The following is a 20,099-nucleotide window of genomic DNA, read 5'->3' as shown; positions in this document are numbered from 1 at the left end:
GTCGGCGGCAATGGGGCCGCTACGCAAACGGAAGACCCGGGATACGCCTGAGAGAGCTTCCAATTAGGATACGAAACGTATGTTCGACGTTACCAAAAAATCAATTCAGTGGGGCGAAGAGACGCTGACACTGGAAACCGGCAAGATCGCCCGTCAAGCGGACGGCACTGTGATTGCTACCCTTGGCGAGACTTCGGTCATGGCCAACGTGACCTTCGCAAAGGCACAGAAACCCGGTCAGGACTTCTTTCCGCTGACCGTTCACTACCAAGAGAAATATTATGCCGCCGGTAAAGTTCCGGGTGGCTTCTTCAAGCGCGAAGCGCGCCCGACCGAAAAAGAAACCCTGACCGCGCGTTTGATCGACCGTCCGATCCGTCCGCTGTTTGTCCCTGGCTTCAAAAACGAAGTTCTGGTGATGTGCACCGTTCTGTCCCACGATCTGGTGAATGACCCGGATGTTGTGGCAATGATCGCTGCCTCTGCCGCACTGACCATTTCCGGCGCGCCGTTCCGCGGCCCGATTGCCGGTGCACGCGTTGGCTTTGTGGATGGCGAATACGTCCTTAACCCAACCGTCGATGACATGCAGGACCTGCGCCTGAACCCGGAACAGCGTCTGGATCTCGTTGTTGCCGGCACCAAAGACGCCGTGATGATGGTGGAATCGGAAGCCTATGAGCTGACCGAAGACGAAATGCTCGGCGCGGTGACCTTTGCGCATGAGCAGATCCAGCCGGTCATCGACCTGATCATTGATCTGGCCGAAGAAGCCGCAAAAGAACCGTTTGAGTTTGAAGCGCCGGACTATTCGGAACTGTTCGACGTGGTGAAAGCCGCTGGCGAAGAGAAAATGCGCGCAGCTTACGCGATCAGCGACAAGCAAGAGCGTGTTGCAGCTGTTTCTGCTCTGAAAGAAGAGATCATCGCAGGTCTCTCTGAGGAACAACAAGAAGACGAAAACCTCGGCTCTGCACTCAAGAAGCTGGAATCCGGCGTTCTGCGTGGTGACGTTGTGAAAAACGGCCGCCGCATCGATGGTCGTGCCCTGGATCAGGTTCGTGCGATCGAATGCGAAACCGGCCTGTTGCCGCGTACGCACGGTTCGGCTCTGTTCACCCGTGGCGAAACCCAAGGTCTGGTTGTGACCACTCTGGGCACCGGCGACGATGAGCAGTTCATCGACTCCCTGCATGGTAACTTCAAATCGAACTTCCTGCTGCATTACAACTTCCCTCCCTATTCGGTTGGTGAAGTGGGCCGCGTGGGCTCCCCCGGCCGTCGTGAAATCGGTCACGGCAAACTGGCATGGCGTGCGCTGCAGGCTGTTCTGCCCGCACCGACCGACTTCCCCTACACCGTGCGTGTTGTTTCGGAAATCACCGAATCCAACGGCTCCTCCTCGATGGCATCCGTCTGCGGTGGCTCCCTGTCCATGATGGACGCGGGTGTTCCGCTGAAGGCACCGGTTGCCGGCGTTGCGATGGGTCTGGTTCTGGAAGACGACGGCTCCTACGGTATCCTGACCGACATCCTGGGCGACGAGGATCACCTCGGCGACATGGACTTCAAGGTTGCAGGTACTGAGGCCGGCATCACCTCGCTGCAGATGGACATCAAGGTTGCAGGCATCACGCCTGAGATCATGAAATCCGCTCTGGCACAGGCAAAGGCAGGCCGGATGCACATCCTGGGTGAGATGGCCAAAGCGCTGACAGAGGCCTCCTCGTTCTCTGAACACGCGCCGCGCATCGAGACCATGAACATCCCGACCGACAAGATCCGCGAAGTGATCGGTTCGGGCGGTAAGGTCATCCGCGAGATCGTGGAGACCTCGGGTGCGAAGGTCGACATCAACGATGACGGTGTGATCAAGATTGCGTCTGCCAACGGCGAAGCGATCCAAAAAGCCTACGACATGATCTACTCGATCGTGGCGGAGCCCGAAGAAGGTCAAGTCTACACCGGTAAAGTTGTGAAGATCGTCGACTTTGGTGCCTTTGTGAACTTCTTTGGCAAGCGCGACGGTCTGGTGCACGTGTCCCAGATCCTGAACAAACGCCTGAACCACCCGTCTGACGTTCTGAAAGAAGGTCAGGAAGTAAAAGTCAAGCTTCTGGGCTTTGACGACCGCGGCAAGGTACGCCTGTCGATGAAAGTTGTCGATCAGGAAACCGGCGAAGAGATCGTCGAGAAGAAAGAAGATGCAGAATAACTTTTGAAGTTTTCTGATCTACTCTTGTCATAACATGCAGCCCGGGGCGATTGCTCCGGGCGCTTTTATTCAGTAAATCAGTTCGCCATGGTCAAAGTTTCAATAATTACCGTTGCCTACAACTCATCCGAGATCATCGGCAGCCTGCTGGCGTCAGTTCCCGAAGGTGTTGACATCATTGTTGTCGACAATGCCTCGGATGATGGCCCCGAATTGCATGAGATCTGCACGGCGGAGGGAGCCGAATACGTTCGTTCTGAAACCAATCTGGGGTTTGGTCGCGGATGCAACCTGGGCGCGGCCCAAGCAGAGGGTGAGCTGCTCTTTTTTGTGAACCCCGACGCAGTGCTGGAAGATGGGTGTATTGATCATATGTGTGACGCGGCTGCGTCTCACCCCTTGGCCAGCGCCTTCAACCCGTTGTTAAGAGAGAAGAATGGCGCAGTTTCTTTCAAACGGCGTAGTAAACTGCTCCCACGGTCAGAATGGTTGCCCCGTAATTTGACAGAGTTTGACCGCGAAGTCCCCGTTCTGTCTGGCGCTGCCTTGATGATCCGTCGAACGGCTTTTGAACACGTTGAAGGGTTTGATCCCAATATCTTCCTGTTCCACGAAGACGACGACTTGAGCCTTAGATTGAAACAGCAATGCGGCCCGCTGCGTCTGGTCGGCAAGGCAGAAGTCAAACATTTGTTTGGTCACTCAACCAAACGTTCCGCGAAGTCTGCAGCTTTTAAGGCATGGTATATGGGGCAGTCGCGTGTTTACGCTTGTCGAAAACATCAGGTGCCAATGGCATTTACCAAAGCGCTCTTTGACGCATTCTTGCAGGCTATTTCACCTGTTTCATTTCTGTCCGGGCGAAAGCGAGCCAAACACATCAGTTATCTAAAAGGTGTGATCGCGGCTTACCCTCTGCAGTCTGCCAGACTCCCGCCGCGGACCTAACATTTTCTTGATTTTCAGGAGAAAAATCAAGAAAACCCACGAAACGACCTCCGTTATTGATTGGTATGGTATGAAGAGCCCCCCTTTGTGGAAAATCAGGCGCGAACTGCTGCGTCCCTTCACGCAATTGCGTAGACTGCCATCCCGGTTGGCAAGCTTGTTCTTTGCCCAAAGATACTATGATCTCTTCTTGGCCCCAAAAGTCGTCAAAACCAAAGGCGAGATTGTGATCAAGAGCAAGGTGGCTGTGTATTTGATTTTCCCGCAGAACGGGGTTCAGAGATCTCATTTTGAGGCACTCAAATACCTGAGGGAAAACGGATACGCGCCGGTGGTTGTGTCGAATCTTCCGCTGAAAGAGGATGAAATTCGTGCCCTTACAAAGGAGTCGTCTCTGATCATCGAACGTCCAAATTTTGGCTATGATTTCGGAGGCTATCGGGACGGGATTCTCGCTGCGCTGGGTTTGAACGACAGTCTGGAACGATTGGTTTTACTCAATGACTCCAGCTGGTTTCCCTTGCCAGGTTCGAAGAATTGGCTGCGCGAAGCTGAAGCCCTTAATCTGGACTTTGTTGGTGCCGCTACGAATTATGGTCACCCACGGGTTGGGCCAGAAAAGTTCCGCTCAATTTCGTGGTTCTACACAACCAAGCATAAGAACTTTCACTATTGTTCCTTTGGCTTGATGGTTTCGGGCGCTCTTCTCAAGTCACAGGATTTCTTGAAATTCTGGAAAAGCTTTCCTCTGACGAATGACAAAACAGTAACTGTGAGACGTGGGGAAATCGGCCTGAGCACCTTTGTCATTTCCGGAGGTTTTTCCCACGGAACCACCTTGGAATTGAGCGATCTCGACACGCGGCTCAGATCCGTGGACCGCGCAAAACTTCTGGATATCGCAAACCACCTTATCATACCCGAATCGACGCAACTCAATCAATTGAAGAGAGATTTGCTTTCGTCAAATCCAAGCGACGAAGATCTTGTGTGCCTAATTTTGTCAACGGTGTCCTACAAGGGCGTCAGCTATACTTTGCCACGCTTTATGCACCAGGATCGTGGGTTTGCTTTTTTGAAAAAGTCGCCGCTTTGGCTGAGCAAAGATGGGTCCGATCTCATGTTGGATTTTGCACGTGAACTCGGCGGCGAGTTCGCAGACGTGATTTTGCAAGAGGCGTTGCAAAAACGCCAGGAGCGCGTTCCAGAGTACGATTGCTAGCCCCCGCACAAACCTGCACGCCCCAGGGCGCGCAGGTCCTTGCGAAATTTATTCCGGCGCTTTGGTTTTGCGCAGGTAGGGGAAGATGGTTTCGAACTCGCCAAACTTGGCCTTGGCGTCTTCGTTCGACACTGAGGGGGGGATAATCACGTCCTCACCGGGGACCCAGTTGGCTGGGGTTGCGACACCTTTGCCGGACATCTGCAGACCGTCCAACGCGCGCAGGATTTCTGCGAAATTGCGACCAACGGTCATCGGATAGGTCATCGACAGCTTCAGTTGCTTATCGGGGCCAATGATAAAGACCGAACGAACCGTGGCGCTGTCTGCCGGTGTGCGCCCATCAGGCAGATAGGCTTCGGCTGGCAACATATCGAAGGCTTTGGACACTTCCAGTCCCGTATCAGCGATGATCGGGAAACCGGCAGTGGCCTTGCCATAGGTTTCAATATCGCCCTTCCATTTGCGGTGATCTTCGGCACTGTCGACAGAAACGCCAATCACTTTGGTGCCTCGCTTTTCCCATTCTTCGGAAAGCTGCGCCACAGCCGAAAATTCGGTTGTGCAGACCGGGGTAAAGTCCTTTGGGTGGCTGAACAGAATGGCCCAGCTGTCACCGATCCAATCATGGAACGTGATGGTTCCCTGGTCTGTTTCAGCCGTAAAATTCGGGACGGTATCGTTGATGCGCAAGCCCATATCGGGTCTCCCTTTTGCGGATGGAGTGAGGGTTATCATTCTCAATCCTTAATGTCGTTCGCGCCCATAGAATTGCAACCACGCGGTCTGATTACCAGATGAAAAAGGATCGAACACAAAGCGAACCATGCAAGCGTGGACAATAAATTTGATCAAATTCTTCAATATTGCTTGTGTGCCAGCGAACCGAGTGACAGAGTGTCGTCAAGATGCTTAGACCGGGAGTATACGCCATGATTGAGAAGCGTGATTTTTACATAAATGGTCAGTGGGTTAGCCCAATTGAAGGGCGTGATCACCAAGTTATCAACCCGTCATCCGAAGAACCCTGCGCGGTGATTTCTCTGGGTGGACAGGCCGATACCGACGCAGCCGTTGCGGCCGCAAAGGCTGCGCTGCCTGGGTGGATGGAAACGCCGGTTGCAGAGCGGATCGCCTTGGTTGAGACGCTTTTGAAAATTTATGAAAGCCGTTCCGAAGATCTGGCCCAGTCGATGTCGCTGGAAATGGGCGCGCCACTTGATCTCTCTCGCAGCTCTCAGGTCGGCTCCGGCAGTTGGCATTTGCGGAATTTCATAACAGCGGCCAAGGCATTTGACTTTGATCACCCGTTGAACGACGCCTCGCCCAACGATCGTATCATCCATGAGGCAGTGGGTGTGGCCGCCTTGATTACCCCGTGGAACTGGCCAATGAACCAGGTCACATTAAAGGTCGGTGCGGCTGCGATTGCAGGCTGTACGATGGTGCTGAAACCATCTGAAGAAAGCCCCATCAACGCGATGATCTTTGCCGAGATGATGGATGAGGCCGACTTCCCGGATGGAGTTTTCAATCTGGTGAACGGCGATGGCATGGGCGTTGGCACACAGCTGTCGGTGCATCCAGACGTGGATATGGTCTCTTTCACCGGGTCGACTCGGGCCGGCACAGCGATCTCCAAGGCAGCAGCGGATACGCTGAAACGTGTGCATCTGGAATTGGGCGGCAAAGGGGCCAACCTGATCTTTGAAGATGCAGACGACAAAGCGGTGAAACGTGGTGTGCTGCACATGATGCAAAACACCGGTCAAAGCTGTAACGCTCCAAGCCGGATGCTGGTCCAGCGCGGGATCTATGACCGTGTGGTCGAAGAAGCGGCACAAGTGGCAGACACCGTCACCGTGGGCCCAGCGTCAGAAGAGGGGCGCCACATTGGGCCGGTTGTGAACGAGGTGCAATGGAACAAGATCCAGGCGCTGATCGAAAAAGGCATCGAAGAAGGCGCACGTCTGGTTGCCGGCGGCCCGGGACGCCCTGATGGTTTGAACAAAGGGTTCTATGTGCGTCCGACCGTTTTTGCCGATGTGAACAATCAGATGACAATCGCCCGCGAAGAGATCTTTGGACCGGTGCTGTCGATACTGCCTTTTGACACCGAAGAAGAGGCGGTGGCGATCGCCAATGACACGCCTTACGGGCTGACCAACTATGTGCAGACTAAGGATTCCGCACGCGCGAACCGGCTGGCACGGGTGCTACGGTCCGGCATGGTCGAAATAAACGGCAAATCCCGAAGCGCGGGTTCTCCCTTTGGTGGGATGAAGCAATCCGGCAATGGTCGCGAGGGCGGCAGCTGGGGGATCGAAGATTTCCTTGAGGTCAAAGCTGTCGGCGGCTGGATGACCGAATAAACAGATCCCCAACTGGAACCGCCCTGTAACGGGGCAGTCTTTTTCTACAGGCTCTCCGCAGAGCCGAGGTTTCAAAAAGGAGCCTTGGCTCGGAATTTCAGGGATTCACTGCTGTCTGGATGTTTGATGCGCAGCTCCTCGGAGTGGAGCATCATCCGATCATAATCCAATGCCGCACCACTGGCATAAAGGGGATCTCCCAAAATAGGATGGCCGAGCGACAGGCAGTGCACCCGTAGCTGATGGGACCTGCCCGTTTTGGGTGTCAGGCGAACGCGGGTTTCACCATCACCGTATTTTATCACTTTCCAGTCTGTAACCGCAGGCTTTCCTGTCTCGTGGCAAACCTTCTGACGCGGCCGGTTCGGCCAATCCACGATCAAGGGAAGATCAACCGTCCCGTTGCGAGGATCTAACTGCCCTGCAATCCGCGCAACATAGGCCTTTTTTGTGGTTCGCTTTTCAAACTGCATCGACAAATGGCGTTGCGCATGCGCCGTGAGGCCGAACACCATCACTCCGGATGTGTCCCGATCCAAACGGTGGACCAAAAGAGCCTCCGGGAAGACAGCCTGGATACGGGATATCAAACAATCCGCCAGATGCTCCCCACGCCCCGGCACGCTGAGCAGCCCGGCAGGTTTGTTCACAACCAGAATCTCGGCATCATGGTGCAGAATGTCCAGGGGCTCCTGCGGCGGGGTGTATTCGCTTGAGACTGTCATAGGGGCTGCCTAGCCCTTGCGCACACTGGGAGCAAGATCCCACGCCGAAAAGCGACATGAACCTCAGGTGGAGGTCGCCCGGATCTGTCGCAAAAGCGAAGCCGAATAGATCACCAATGCAGCCCAGATAAGCGGGAAGGCAAGTTGGCGGGCCCGATCGAATTCTTCGCCAAAAACAAACACCGCCGTGAGAAAGATCAGGGTCGGCGCAATATACTGAAGGATACCAATCGTCGTCAGGCGCAGAAGTTTGGCCCCATTGGCGTAGATAATCAGAGGAACGGCCGTCACCACTCCGCAGCCCATAAGGAGCGCAGTGTCACGCCCGTTCATCGCAAAGTGATTTTCACCGGTTGCAACCAAATACCCAAGATACCCAAGCGCAAATGGCATCAGAATCAGCACTTCCATCATGAAACCTTGATTGGGGCCGACGGGCAGGGATTTTTTGAAATAGGCGTAAAAACCCCACGTTAGGGTCAAACAAATTGAAACCCATGGCAGAGAGCCCGCCTGGACTGTCAGGATCACCACAGCCAGGCCAGCCAGGACAATGGCCACAATCTGCGCTGCATTCAGCCGTTCACCCAGAAGAAGCGCCCCCAATGCGACACTAAATAAGGGATTGATATAGTAGCCAAGCGCGGCATCAATGGCGTGGCCAGATCCAATCGACCACACATAGATACCCCAGTTCAAAGATATGAGTGCGGCGGTAACCATTCCCATCATCAAACTGCGCGGGGTACGCAACGCGGTCATCAGATCCTTGGTCCGGCGCAGGGCCACCAGCAACACTCCGGCAATGGGCAATGACCAGAGAATGCGGTGCACCACAACCTCAGCTGGAGAAATATGCGCCACTAGTTTCATATAAAGGGGCAGAAAACCCCAAAGAAAATATGCCGTCAGGGCAAAGGCAAGCCCTGCGGGGGTATCCCGGTTCTCTGCAGTCATTTTACGCGCTCCTCCGGGTAACAATAGTTCAGGACACGGCGCGCGAAAATTTATTGTTTGTGCAGAAGAGGATCACGAAATGTCATCAGATGCCCGCTTATTCGCGGGCATCTGCAAACCGATAGATCAGATTTTCACCCGTTCGGATTTGGGATCATACATGGGCCGCAATGACGCTTCGGCTTTGACTTTGGTTCCGCACACGTCGATTTCATAGGTCGACCCAAGAACTTCCGCCGCGCTCTCCCCTGCGCAAGGCACGTAACCCAGACCGATAGCACCGCCGAGTGTGTGGCCATAGTTGCCCGAGGACAAATAGCCCACGTTCTCACCGTCGCGCAGGATCGGTTCATTGTGGAACAAAAGCGGTTCCGGATCCGTAAGCTTGAATTGCAGCAAGCGGTTTTGCGGTCCTGTTTCCTTGCGGGCAATCACCGCTTCACGACCGATGAAATCACATCCCTTGTCGACCTTTACCGCAAAGCCAAGACCCGCATCCACTACGTGATCTTCGCAGGTGATGTCGTGACCAAAGTGACGATACCCCTTCTCGATCCGGCAGCTGTCCATCATGTGCATGCCACAGAGTTTCAGGCCAAGGTCCTGACCGGCTTCGAAAAGGGTTTCAAATACATGTCCCGCCATGTCCGTGGACATGTAGATTTCCCAGCCAAGTTCGCCCACATAGGTCACGCGATGCGCGCGCGCGAGCCCCATTCCGACCTCGATCTCCTGCGCGGTGCCAAAGGGATTGGCGGCGTTGGAGAAATCAGCGGGTGAAACCGCCTGCAGCAGTTTCCGCGCATTCGGCCCCATCACGGCCAGTGTGCCTTCGCCTGCGGTAATATCGGTGATGACAACATTAAAGTTGCCCTTGTTCCGCTCCATCCAGGTCTGATCAGCAAGACGTGTCGCTGCCGGTGTCACCACCAGATAGGCCAATTCCGACAGACGGGTGACTGTTACGTCGGCTTCGATTCCACCGGTGCGGTTGAGGAACTGAGTATAGACGATTTTGCCCACAGGCACGCTGTAGTCACCACCACCGACATAGTTCATAAACGCTTCGGCATCTGGGCCTTCGACACGGATTTTGCCGAAAGACGACATATCATACATGCCGACGTTTTCGCGCACAGCGCGGTGTTCGGCAGCTGAGTTTGCGAACCAATTCTGGCGCTTCCAGCTGTACTGATATTCCCGTTCCTGGCCTTCCTCAGCGAACCAGTTCGCGCGTTCCCAGCCCGCCAGTTCACCGAACACAGCGCCTTGTTCTTTCAGGTGATGATGGAATGCCGTGCGACGCACACCGCGTGCGGTGGCTTTTTGACGATAGGGGAAGTGGTCCGCATACAACAAACCCAAGGTCTCTTTGGAACGTTCAAAGAGATACTTCTTGTTGCCCTGGAAAGGCTGCATGCGAGAAATATCAACATCGCCCAGGTCAAAGGGTTTCTCACCGCTGTCCATCCACTCAGCAAGCGCCATACCTGCACCACCAGCAGATTGGATGCCGATTGAGTTAAAGCCGGCCGCAACCCAGACATTATCCATCTCTGGTGCAAGACCCAGGTGGTACGCGTCATCCGGCGTAAAGCTCTCGGGGCCATTGAAGAAGGTGTGGATACCCGCTTCGGCCAACATGGGCACGCGGTTCACCGCCTGCTCCAGAATCGGTTCGAAATGGTCGAAATCTTCCGGCAGCTGGTCGAATTCAAAGCTGTCGGGAATGCCGTTCATTGCCCAAGGTTTCGCATTGGGTTCAAACGCGCCAAGCAGGATCTTTCCCGCGTCTTCTTTGTAGTATGCGCATTCATCCGGCACGCGAAGAACCGGCAGCTGTGTCAAACCATCGATGTTTTCCGTGACGATGTAAAAATGTTCACAGGCATGGAGCGGTACGTTTGTTCCCGCCATGCGGCCAACTTCGTGGCCCCACATCCCCGCACAGTTGACCACCATATCACATTCGATATGACCCGAGGCCGAGCCGTCATCTGCCACCCAGTCGACGCCAGTGACTGTTCGCCCTGACTTGGCGATTTCCGTAACCTTCACGCGTTCTTTGACAATCGCGCCACGCTGGCGCGCCCCTTTGGCCAAAGCCAAGGCGATATTTGCCGGGTCACCCTGACCATCCAGCGGAAGATAGACCGCGCCTTTGACGCCTTCCAAATTCACATGGGGATAGAGCTCTTGCACACGTTCGTTGGAGATTTCTTCAACCTCAACGCCAAACGCACGGGCCATGGCAGCCTGGCGATAGATCTCTTCTTTACGTTCCTCGGTCAGAGCGACGGTGATTGAGCCCACCCGCTTGAACCCGGTGGCAACGCCGGTTTCTTCTTCTAGCGCGCCATAAAGTTCCTGACTGTATTTCGCCAGCTTTGTCATGTTGGCAGTTGCACGCAACTGGGCGATCAGGCCGGCAGCATGCCATGTGGTGCCGCTGGTCAACTGTTTACGCTCCAGAAGAACGACGTCCTTCCAACCTTTCTTGGTCAGGTGATAGGCCACAGAACAGCCAATCACACCGCCGCCAATGATGACCACACGAGCCTTGTTTGGCAGGTCTACCATGTCCGTAACTCCTTTTCGTTTTCCTTGAAGTGCCAAAAAACCGTCAGCACGGACGTATCAAAAACGCCAAAAACAGAACCTATTCTGCCGATGTCGAAAGGCGTCTCGATTTTCTTAGGGCCGCCGGGGTTATCCCAAAAAAGTTTTTGTACAGAGTCGAAAATCCGTTTGGAAATCCGCAAGCAAGACCGACGTCACGAACGCACATTGAGGTGTTCAACAACAAATTATTGGCGCGATGCATACGAATTTTCCGATAGAACGTGTTCGGAGGCACACCAAGGCGCGCCTTGAATTTACGCTCCAAAGACCGGGGGGATATTCCCAAGTCTTCAACCAAAGAAGAAATCGGAAGCGGCTCTTCGATGTTCTCTTGCATCCGGCGGATACAGTGGTCCAGATCGCGATCACCGGTATGGGCAATGGCACCGCCGTTCACAGGTTGCAAGGTTCCCGGATCACGCACATTGTCGTGCAACAAAATGTTTGCAACTGTGGTCTGCGCCGCTGATGAGATGAGTTTTCCGATCAGGGCCAGCATCACATCGACAGTCGCTTCAAGCCCAGCACAGGTTACAATCTGGTCGGCCTCACTTACAAATTGCGTGCCGGCCTCGAAATACCCATGACGTTCCCGCAAAAGCGTTGAGTTTTCCCAATGGGTTGTCATGCCCTGTAAGGAGCCGTCTTCCTGGATAAACCGAGCGGCCGCTTCCGCCAAAAGATAAGTCCGCGTTCCAGCATAGAAATAGCGACTGAGTATCGGGCGCAATGACAGGCCTGGCGCGTCGGGATCTGAATTCCCCAGAACAAAGAGAAATTCAGCATTTGGCTTTTGAGGCACGTCCTGAGTTTCCACCATAACGCCGCAGGCATTGCGGCGTATGCCGCCGCCATTCGATAGAAACGACCAGGAGAATGCTGTGTGCGCCAAGGTTCGATTGCAAATTCGCAATGTATCGGTGATGGCGGAGAGTTCGGACAGAACATAACCATCACACAAGATGATATCAAAATGCCAAGTTGGATTTTGGGTCATTACATTCATGTCCGAACTCCCATTTTTATGCCCGAACGCGGGCGTTCTCTGGATCCCAGAGGTTGGCGTTTTCTTGAACCACAGCGGGGACCTTTTGGCCGTAGATCTCAACCATAAGCTCTGTACCTGGTTTTGCCAGATCCGCACGCACCATTCCCAGAGCGATGGACGCGTTTACCCGGTAGCCCCAATCGCCAGATGTGGTTTCCCCAACGATCTCGTCACCGTTGTAGATACAGGACATATAAGGCGCATCGGCGTCACCCGCCTCTACAATCAGCGAAACAAAGGCCTTCTTGGATCCTTGTTCCGCTTCTGCAATCAGCGCATCTTTGCCCGGGAAATTCTGCGGTTTATCCAATTTCACAAACCGTGACAGATCTGCTTCAAGCAAGGAATAGTCCGTGGACAAATCGCCTTTCCATGTGCGGTAGCCTTTTTCGATCCGCAATGAATTCAGCGCATACATGCCAAAAGGTGTAGCGCCCTGGGCGCGGATGGCGTCATAGACGTCTGCGGCATTCTCTGTCGGGCAGTGCACTTCCCAGCCAAGTTCCCCGGCAAAGGAGACCCGCGCCAGCATCACCTGATGTCCGGCAACCTCAGCCTGTTGATGCGTCAGCCATCCCAACTGCAGATCTCCGTTGGTCAGCGGTGAAAGTACGTCGCGGGACGTGGGGCCCGTTACAAGCAATGTGCAAATGTCACCAGAGACATCCGTCAGGGTCAGCCCTTCGGGAAGGTTGCGCCAGAGCAATTCGAAGTCATGCCATTGCGCCACTGCGGCGGTCATCAACATGAAGTCATCTTCACCTTTGCGGATCAACGACATCTCGGTCACGATGCGTCCGCGGCTGTCGGCGAAATAGGCCAGGTTCATGCGGCCGATTTTTGGCAATGCGCCGGTGATCTGACTGCGCAGCCACTCAGCGGCACCTTCACCGGACAAGGTGAAACGCGAAAAGCCGCACATGTCGATAACGCCAGTGCCATCACGCACGGCTTCGCACTCTTCCTGAACGCGCTTCGCCCAAGGGCCGTTTCGGTTCCAGCTTTCTGTCGCGGCTTCCGAAGTGTCATCTCCGTCTTTTGCGAACCAGTTTGCCCGCTCCCAACCGTTGTAGGCGCCCATCTGACCGCCATCTGCAATCAAACGCGTGTGGTTGGGTGACAGTTTTTTGTCGCGCGCCGCAGGCCATTCGTGATGCGGGAAATGCATCGCATATTCGTGGCCATAGGTTTCCATCGCTTTGTTGAGACAGAAGTCAAAGTCGGCATGCTCGGTGTAACGGCGGCTATCGACGGCCCACATGTCCCACTCGGTCTCACCTTCGGTGATCCATTCAGCCATAACCTTACCTGCGCCACCCGCCTGCACGATACCAAAGGTAAAGCTGTGGGCTTCAAAAGCGTTCTTGACGCCTGGCATCGGGCCCATCAGCGGCAAACCATCCGGAGCATAAGGAATCGGCCCATTGATGACACGACCCACACCCTGAGTGCCCAACAGTGGCACGCGGCCCATTGCGTCTTCAATGTACCATTCCAGACGATCCAGATCATCTGGATACAGCTGGAATGAGAAGTCCTGCGGCATCGGATCTTCAGAAGTCACCCAGTGCGCCTTACAGTTGCGCTCATAGGGGCCAAGGTTCAGGCCATGCTTGTCCTGACGCAGATAATAGGAGCTGTCCACGTCGCGGATCATCGGCAGTTTACGACCGTTTTCTTTGGTCCATGCTTCGATTTCAGGAATTTCTTCTGTCAGGAAATATTGGTGCGACATCACCGTCAATGGCACATCGCGCCCGCCAAAGGGTTTGAACCATTCGCCCACCCGTTTGGCATAATAGCCGGCGCAGTTCACCACAAATTCACATTTGATGTCACCCTTTTCGGTATGAACAACCCATTCGTCGCCGTCGCGGCTGACGCCGGTTGCTGGGCAGAAACGTTGGATATTTGCACCCAGGTCCCGTGCGCCCTTGGCCATGGCCTGGGTCAGCTGAGCCGGATCGATGTCACCGTCCAGCGGATCCCAAAGTACCCCGGCCAGATCATGGGTTTCCATAAACGGATAGTAATCAAGCGCCTCTTTTGGCGTCATCATCTCCATCTCAAGCCCTTGGTACCGAGCCATGGAGGCGACGCGTTCAAACTCCTGCATCCGCTCTTTCGTGTGCCCCAGGCGCAGCGCCCCGGTCACGTGATAGTTCATCGGGTAGTCCACATCATCCGCAAGAGTACGATACATCTCCAGCGAGTACCGCTGCATGTTCATCACCGCCCAAGAGGCTGAGAAGTTCGGACAGTTACCCGCCGCGTGCCAGGTGGATCCTGCGGTCAACTCGTTCTTTTCGAGCAGAACACAATCCGTCCAACCTGCTTTGGCAAGATGGAAAAGTGTTGAAACGCCAATCGCGCCGCCACCAATGATGACAACTCGTGCTGTATTAGGAAAATTGGACATGATCTGCATCCATATTGAGGTTAGAGGGGGTCTAAGGTTTTTGGGGCAGGCCGTCTGCGATCGTGTAATAGTCGCTTTTTTCGGCCGTATAGATGTGTTTTTCCAATGTGATGCCGGTCGGAGCATTTACGGCCCCAAGGGCAAAACTGATTTGATCTTCGTTATGGGCTTTCCAGAACAAAGACGAACCACAACGTGCACAGAAACCACGCTTTGCGGTTTGGGAGGCCTCATACCAAGACAGGCTGCCAGTGATGGACAGGGCATCTTCATGGACTTGCGCTGAGGCCCAAACGCCACCCGATTGTTTGCTGCATTGGCGGCAGTGACACATGCTTGCTGCAGTTGGTTCAGCCTCGGTCTGAAATTTAACTTGGCCACACAGGCAACTACCGGTGATCATGGCGCTTCTCCAAAGAACGGCAATGTCAGTAGACGGGCGGTGCGATGACCCATATGGCAACCGCAGCTTCATCGTACGGATTGGCCCACTGGTAAGGCTCATGGCGGATGCGAAAACTGTCTCCGGGTCCGACAGTGAACTGTCGCTCACCGATGCGAAGATCCAGACGCCCGGAAATCATGTAACCCACTTCCTGAGTTGGGCGATTTGCCGGGAGCTGCATGTACGACTTGGCGGCAAAGGTAGAATGCACCATCTCAAAGTCATCAGTGAGATCAGGAGAAAGGAGCTCTTCGAACAAACCCTCCTCACCTGATCCCATGGCACGGCGTGCGCCTGCACGGACGATGTAACCTTGTTCGGGCACAGGCGATGCAGAATGAGAGAACAGCATCGACATGGGAACATCCAAGCAGCTGGCCAGCAGGCGCAAATCCGAAATGCTTGGCTCTGATTTGTCTCGTTCAACTTGACTGAGCCAGCCAACAGAACGCCCAAGCTGCTCTGCCAAATCGGTCAAGGTCAGACCACGCGCTTTGCGCAACGCACGTATGTCTGCTCCAAGAGTTTCGTTTGGTCTGGACAGAGCGTTCACTTGCAACTCCCGTGAAATTTTTGCTTCTTTTTTCACAATCATGGAACTTCGTGAAATTTTCAAGTTTTTTTTCACGCCCCCATCCGAAAGACATGGCGCTCCCACAATGAGAGCGCCTTCCGTGATTAATTTTTGGTCATTAGTACGGTGTCAGATCCGCTCGATTGCAATCGCGGTCCCCTCGCCGCCCCCAATGCAGATCGCAGCAATCCCACGTTTCAGTCCGCGTTTTTCAAGCGCATTCAACAAAGTCACGATGATTCGTGTACCGGAAGCCCCAATGGGGTGCCCCAATGCGCAGGCTCCACCGTTTACGTTAACCTTTTCGCGCGGGATCCCCAGTTCGCGCATAAACGCCATCGGGACAACTGCAAAAGCCTCGTTGACCTCCCATAGATCAACGTCCTCAGTCGTCCAGCCAATGCGATCCATAAGTTTCTGCGCTGCAGGGACAGGCGCGGTTGTGAACCAACCCGGAGCTTGCGCATGGCTGGCGTGGCCAACAATTTTTGCCCGTATGTTCAGATCTTTTGACTTGGCCACATCTTCGGATGCCAGGACCAGAGCGGCGGCGCCATCTGAAATGGAGGATGCATTGGCAGCCGTAATGGTTCCATCCTTTCGAAACGCGGGCCGTAGAGTAGGGATTTTCTCGGGCCGCGCGTTTTTTGGCTGCTCATCGGCATCAATAGATGTTTCCCCTTTGCGCGTCTGCAGGGTGACGGAGGTAATCTCACCTTCAAATGCGCCGGTCTCCTGAGCGCTGAGCGCATTCGACAAAGACTGAAGCGCGTATTCATCCTGTGCCTCGCGGGTGAACTGGTATTTTTCGGCGCAATCTTCCGCAAAACTGCCCATCAAGCGCCCTTTGTCATAGGCGTCTTCCAGACCATCCAGGAACATGTGATCCTGGGTCTGGCTATGACCAATGCGCGCGCCTCCTCTCATTTTGGGCAAGAGATAAGGCGCATTTGTCATGCTTTCCATACCGCCGGCGATCATCAGCTCGGCGTGGCCAAGAGCGATCTGGTCAAAAGCCATCATAGTGGTTTTCATACCTGAGCCGCACATCTTGTTGAGAGTTGTCGCGGGCACATTGTCCTTCAGGCCGCCGCTGAATGCAGCCTGCCGCGCCGGAGCCTGACCCAGGCCGGCGGATAGGACACACCCCATCAGAACCTCGTCAACACTTTCCGTATTTGCGTCGCTCAAAGCAGCCTGAATTGCCGCCCCTCCAAGATCCACGGCCGACACGTCCGAGAACATGCCCTGAAATCCGCCCATTGGCGTTCGGCTTGCGCCACAAATAACAACGTTTCCCATTCAATCTCCTCCAATTTTAGGTGAAACTCTTACCCGATAGAAAGATTTAGCCGATAGATTACGCTAAAGGTTACTACTTACCGGGAGATACCATGACTCTGACCAGTACATTGATCGACGGCGCCCAAGTGGTCACTGTCAATGCGGAGCGTATCGACGCCGCCATGGCAATTCAATTCAAAGAAGATATGCGCAGCCAAACAGACAGCGGTCCGGAGCGCGTGATCCTCGACCTGTCAAAGGTCGAATTTATTGACTCCAGCGGTCTTGGAGCAATCGTAGCAGCCATGAAACAGCTGGGTTCTGGTCGTAAATTGGACCTCGCGGGCCTGACTCCAGTTGTAGACAAAGTCTTTAGATTGACCCGAATGGATACTGTGTTCAGCCTCTATGCAACGCTTGACGACGCCACAGGTGGAATAGTTGCGAATAACTGATCCCGTTGCATAGTCCGCCCCAAAGAGTATTGCCGATGGAAGAAACTTTCGCCTGCTCGTTTACGGCAACAGAACTCGAAGCCCGAACAGGCATCAGTTCAGTCGTTGATCAGTTGCGCAACCACGGTCTGCCGGAACCCCGGATTGGCGAAGTACAAATCGCCTTGGCCGAAGCGGTAAACAACGTTGTAGAACATGCGTATGCTGGACATGCTCCCGGCGACGTCAATATTCGATGCACATTAGAAGCCGAGAAACTTTCAATCTTTATCCGTGACGCAGGTGCGCCCCTGCCAGATGGTCAACTGCCTGCTGGGAAGCCCCAGAATTTGGATGGTACCCTCGAACAACTGCCCGAAGGTGGCTTTGGATGGTTCCTAATTCGGAAGCTGACAAGCGACATAAAATACGAGCGGAGTGACGGTGAAAACAATCTGTTGCTCAGCTTCGAAATTCAAATCAACTCCGTCTGACCGGGTCACGCTTCCCAAAACCGGGCATGACCCAGGCCACAAAGGGTTCATGTTGCAACCACAGTTGAACCGTCTCCCTCGACATACTCAGATGTGAGAGGCTGCAGCCTTTTGTAACCTTGCGTCACTCTCGACAGCATAGGCACATTGGCCTTCTGTAACGCAAGGAAGATGGGAGACTGAGGCATGCGCGATTTTCACAAACCACACCGGTCCGGAGTTTGGGCCCAGAACGGAATATGTGCGACATCGCATCCTTTGGCAGCCCAAGCTGCGATTGGCATTCTGAAACAAGGTGGCAATGCAATGGATGCCGCTATTGCCGGTGCCGTACTTCTTGGAATTTGTGAACCACAAATGACGGGAATCGGCGGTGACTGCTTTGTTCTCTTTAACAGACCAGGCGAAACAGAGATCCGTGCTCTGAACGGGTCCGGCCGCGCGCCCGCTGCGTTACTGGCTGCTGATCTGCGGGAGAGAGGGTTGTCAGAGGTCCCGGTTCATGGGGCCGAAGCTGTAACAATTCCATGTGCAATTGACGCGTTCTGCCATCTGAGCGAAACCGAAGGCGTCTTGGGGCTGGATGCGATTCTGCAACCGGCCATTCACTATGCTGAGTCTGGTGTACCGGTTGCTCCGCGGGTCGCCTTCGATTGGGCCACTGACAGTAAGAGCCTTAACGCAACCGCCCGCCTCCATTTCCTGTTGGCGGGAGCCCCCCCCAAGGTCGGCCAGATATTCCGCGCCCAAGGGCAGGCAGAAGTATTGCGCCGCATTGCCCGCGATGGACGAGACGCCTTTTATACAGGTGAAATTGCCGAAGACATGCTGGATGCACTGTCGGCACAAGGCGGCGTACATACCGCAGAGGATTTTGCGAACACCAGAGCCACTTCATCAACCCCAGTTTCAGGCACGTACAAAAACGTTGACGTGGTCGAGCACCCGCCAAACGGTCAGGGTGCAACTGCAATCCTGTTGCTCAACATATTAAAGCAATTTGACATTGCAGGCATGGACCCGTGGGGTGCTGAGCGCATACATATCGAGGCCGAAGCCACAAAACTTGCTTATGATGCACGTAACCGGTTTATCGCCGATCCAGACTATACAACTCGGCTGGAGCACATGCTGTCACCTGACACCGCTGCAAAATTGGCTGCTTTGATCGACACTAAAACCGTGATGCCTGCCCCGGCTCCCCTCTCAGAAGCGGTCCACAAAGACACGGTCTATATTACAGTTGTCGATCGCGACCGAATGGCGGTTTCATTGATCTACTCGATCTATCACGGTTTTGGATCAGGTATCGCCTCTGAGAAATTTGGCATCCTCCTTCAGAACAGAGGTGCCGGTTTTAACCTGCGCGCGGGACACCCAAATGAACTCGCTGGTGGCAAACGCCCGATGCACACTATTATCCCAGGGATGCTGCGCGAAAACGGGAAGATCGCAATGCCATTTGGCGTGATGGGGGGGGCCTACCAACCCGCCGGCCATGCGCGGCTTGTTTCAAACCTTTGTGACTTTGGACTGGATCCGCAGGCTGCGATGGACGCCCCGCGTGCCTTTGCTGACGGCGCAGTCCTCAAGATTGAACGAGGCTATGATCCGTCCGTTCAACAGAAACTCTCGGACATGGGCCACAAGATCGAGGTGCCTGGCACACCCTTGGGCGGCTCACAAGCAATTCGCATCCACAATAGCGGCGTTCTGGAAGGTGCCAGCGATCCCCGCAAAGATGGCTGCGCATTGGGCTACTGACACAAAACGGGGCATGAGCCTGCCCCGCACACCTTCATCAGCGTTTCGACGAAGCGTCTAGTTCATCTGGTAGTGCAGCGCATAAGCGGCACCATCAAAATTACCAAACATGTCTGGAACGTCCGGATGTTCAACAGGCTCACCAGAATAATCGGCAATCAAATTCTGTTCGGATACGTAGGCGACATAGAAACTTTGGTCGTTCTCTGCCAACAGATGGTAAAACGGCTGCTCCTTGGACGGGCGGCTGCCCTCTGGAATCGCCTGGTACCATTCTTCGGTGTTGGAAAACTGGGGATCAACATCAAAAACCACGCCCCTAAACGGATGCTTGCGGTGTCGAACGATCTGACCCAGCTTGTATTTAGCGTGTGTTCTCAACATTGCTCTCTGCCTTTTGTATATTAGTTCTAACTTAAAAATTTAGATTTTGTCCAACTTTTGCCACATTGAAACAGGGAAACAGTCTGTGAAGTGCTTTAACACAGTGCGTTTTCGAGTGACCGATCACAGCTTTGCCACGGCCTGTCGAAAGTGGTTTATATTGCCCGCAGATCCTGTAAAATAAGGACAAAA

The 20,099-nt window shown here is 54.3% G+C and carries 17 protein-coding genes; 7 read left to right on the top strand and 10 right to left on the bottom strand.

From position 1 onward, the window contains the following. The first annotated feature begins 79 nt into the window (after window positions 1–79). The 3 genes from pnp to ACXAEW_RS06615 all read left to right on the top strand — a co-directional run bounded on the left by pnp (window position 80) and on the right by ACXAEW_RS06615 (window position 4,385). Window positions 80–2,215, top strand: a complete 2,136-nt coding sequence (gene pnp, locus ACXAEW_RS06625) for a polyribonucleotide nucleotidyltransferase (protein WP_474940576.1) — start codon at window positions 80–82, stop codon at window positions 2,213–2,215. Window positions 2,216–2,302: 87 nt separating this feature from the next. Continuing rightward, the gene (locus ACXAEW_RS06620; protein ID WP_474940575.1) at window positions 2,303–3,163 is read left to right on the top strand and encodes a glycosyltransferase family 2 protein; all 861 of its coding nucleotides are present in this window, start codon (window positions 2,303–2,305) and stop codon (window positions 3,161–3,163) included. Window positions 3,164–3,170: 7 nt separating this feature from the next. Next, window positions 3,171–4,385, top strand: a complete 1,215-nt coding sequence (locus tag ACXAEW_RS06615) for a rhamnan synthesis F family protein (protein WP_474940574.1) — start codon at window positions 3,171–3,173, stop codon at window positions 4,383–4,385. Between the two features lie 48 nt (window positions 4,386–4,433). Here ACXAEW_RS06615 and ACXAEW_RS06610 read toward each other — a convergent pair whose 3' ends face one another. Then, window positions 4,434–5,084, bottom strand: coding sequence for a peroxiredoxin (locus ACXAEW_RS06610; RefSeq protein WP_474940573.1), 651 nt, complete (start codon window positions 5,082–5,084; stop codon window positions 4,434–4,436). A 233-nt stretch (window positions 5,085–5,317) separates the two neighbouring features. Between ACXAEW_RS06610 and ACXAEW_RS06605 the strand changes: the two genes are divergently transcribed. After that, window positions 5,318–6,757 (top strand): aldehyde dehydrogenase family protein, encoded by a 1,440-nt coding sequence (locus tag ACXAEW_RS06605; protein WP_474940572.1) that lies wholly within the window; start codon window positions 5,318–5,320, stop codon window positions 6,755–6,757. 71 nt (window positions 6,758–6,828) lie between these two features. Here the strand turns inward: ACXAEW_RS06605 and ACXAEW_RS06600 are convergent, their stop codons facing one another. The 8 genes from ACXAEW_RS06600 to ACXAEW_RS06565 all read right to left on the bottom strand — a co-directional run bounded on the left by ACXAEW_RS06600 (window position 6,829) and on the right by ACXAEW_RS06565 (window position 16,849). Then, a complete protein-coding gene (locus ACXAEW_RS06600) occupies window positions 6,829–7,482 on the bottom strand; it encodes an RluA family pseudouridine synthase (protein ID WP_474940571.1) in 654 nt (217 codons plus the stop codon). 63 nt (window positions 7,483–7,545) lie between these two features. Next, window positions 7,546–8,439, bottom strand: a complete 894-nt coding sequence (gene rarD / locus ACXAEW_RS06595) for an EamA family transporter RarD (protein WP_474940570.1) — start codon at window positions 8,437–8,439, stop codon at window positions 7,546–7,548. 126 nt (window positions 8,440–8,565) lie between these two features. Continuing rightward, window positions 8,566–11,019 (bottom strand): GcvT family protein, encoded by a 2,454-nt coding sequence (locus tag ACXAEW_RS06590; protein ID WP_474940569.1) that lies wholly within the window; start codon window positions 11,017–11,019, stop codon window positions 8,566–8,568. Between the two features lie 79 nt (window positions 11,020–11,098). After that, window positions 11,099–12,067: a GlxA family transcriptional regulator gene (locus tag ACXAEW_RS06585; RefSeq protein ID WP_474940568.1), complete on the bottom strand. Its 969-nt coding sequence runs from the start codon at window positions 12,065–12,067 to the stop codon at window positions 11,099–11,101. Window positions 12,068–12,083: 16 nt separating this feature from the next. Continuing rightward, entirely contained in the window at window positions 12,084–14,528 is a 2,445-nt protein-coding gene (locus ACXAEW_RS06580; protein ID WP_474940567.1) for a GcvT family protein, read from the bottom strand. A 31-nt stretch (window positions 14,529–14,559) separates the two neighbouring features. Beyond that, window positions 14,560–14,931, bottom strand: a complete 372-nt coding sequence (locus tag ACXAEW_RS06575; protein ID WP_474940566.1) for a GFA family protein — start codon at window positions 14,929–14,931, stop codon at window positions 14,560–14,562. A gap of 25 nt (window positions 14,932–14,956) precedes the next feature. After that, window positions 14,957–15,568, bottom strand: coding sequence for a helix-turn-helix domain-containing protein (locus ACXAEW_RS06570; protein WP_474940565.1), 612 nt, complete (start codon window positions 15,566–15,568; stop codon window positions 14,957–14,959). 108 nt (window positions 15,569–15,676) lie between these two features. After that, a complete protein-coding gene (locus ACXAEW_RS06565) occupies window positions 15,677–16,849 on the bottom strand; it encodes a thiolase family protein (protein WP_474940564.1) in 1,173 nt (390 codons plus the stop codon). Window positions 16,850–16,941: 92 nt separating this feature from the next. Between ACXAEW_RS06565 and ACXAEW_RS06560 the strand changes: the two genes are divergently transcribed. The 3 genes from ACXAEW_RS06560 (at window position 16,942) to ACXAEW_RS06550 (ending at window position 19,523) form a co-directional block, all read left to right on the top strand. Next, the gene (locus tag ACXAEW_RS06560; RefSeq protein WP_474940563.1) at window positions 16,942–17,286 is read left to right on the top strand and encodes an STAS domain-containing protein; all 345 of its coding nucleotides are present in this window, start codon (window positions 16,942–16,944) and stop codon (window positions 17,284–17,286) included. A gap of 35 nt (window positions 17,287–17,321) precedes the next feature. After that, window positions 17,322–17,759 carry an ATP-binding protein gene (locus tag ACXAEW_RS06555; protein WP_474940562.1) on the top strand — a complete coding sequence of 146 codons (438 nt, stop codon included), beginning with the start codon at window positions 17,322–17,324 and terminating at the stop codon, window positions 17,757–17,759. Window positions 17,760–17,945: 186 nt separating this feature from the next. After that, complete coding sequence (locus tag ACXAEW_RS06550) at window positions 17,946–19,523, top strand: gamma-glutamyltransferase family protein (RefSeq protein WP_474940561.1); 1,578 nt, start codon at window positions 17,946–17,948, stop codon at window positions 19,521–19,523. 57 nt (window positions 19,524–19,580) lie between these two features. On the opposite strand, the gene hspQ is transcribed toward ACXAEW_RS06550, so the two are convergent. Beyond that, entirely contained in the window at window positions 19,581–19,907 is a 327-nt protein-coding gene (gene hspQ / locus ACXAEW_RS06545; RefSeq protein ID WP_474940560.1) for a heat shock protein HspQ, read from the bottom strand. Window positions 19,908–20,099 lie beyond the last annotated feature (192 nt).

The sequence above is a fragment of the Epibacterium sp. ABZ3_068 genome, assembly GCF_056159265.1.
This window is presented reverse-complemented; position numbering and strand designations above follow the sequence as displayed.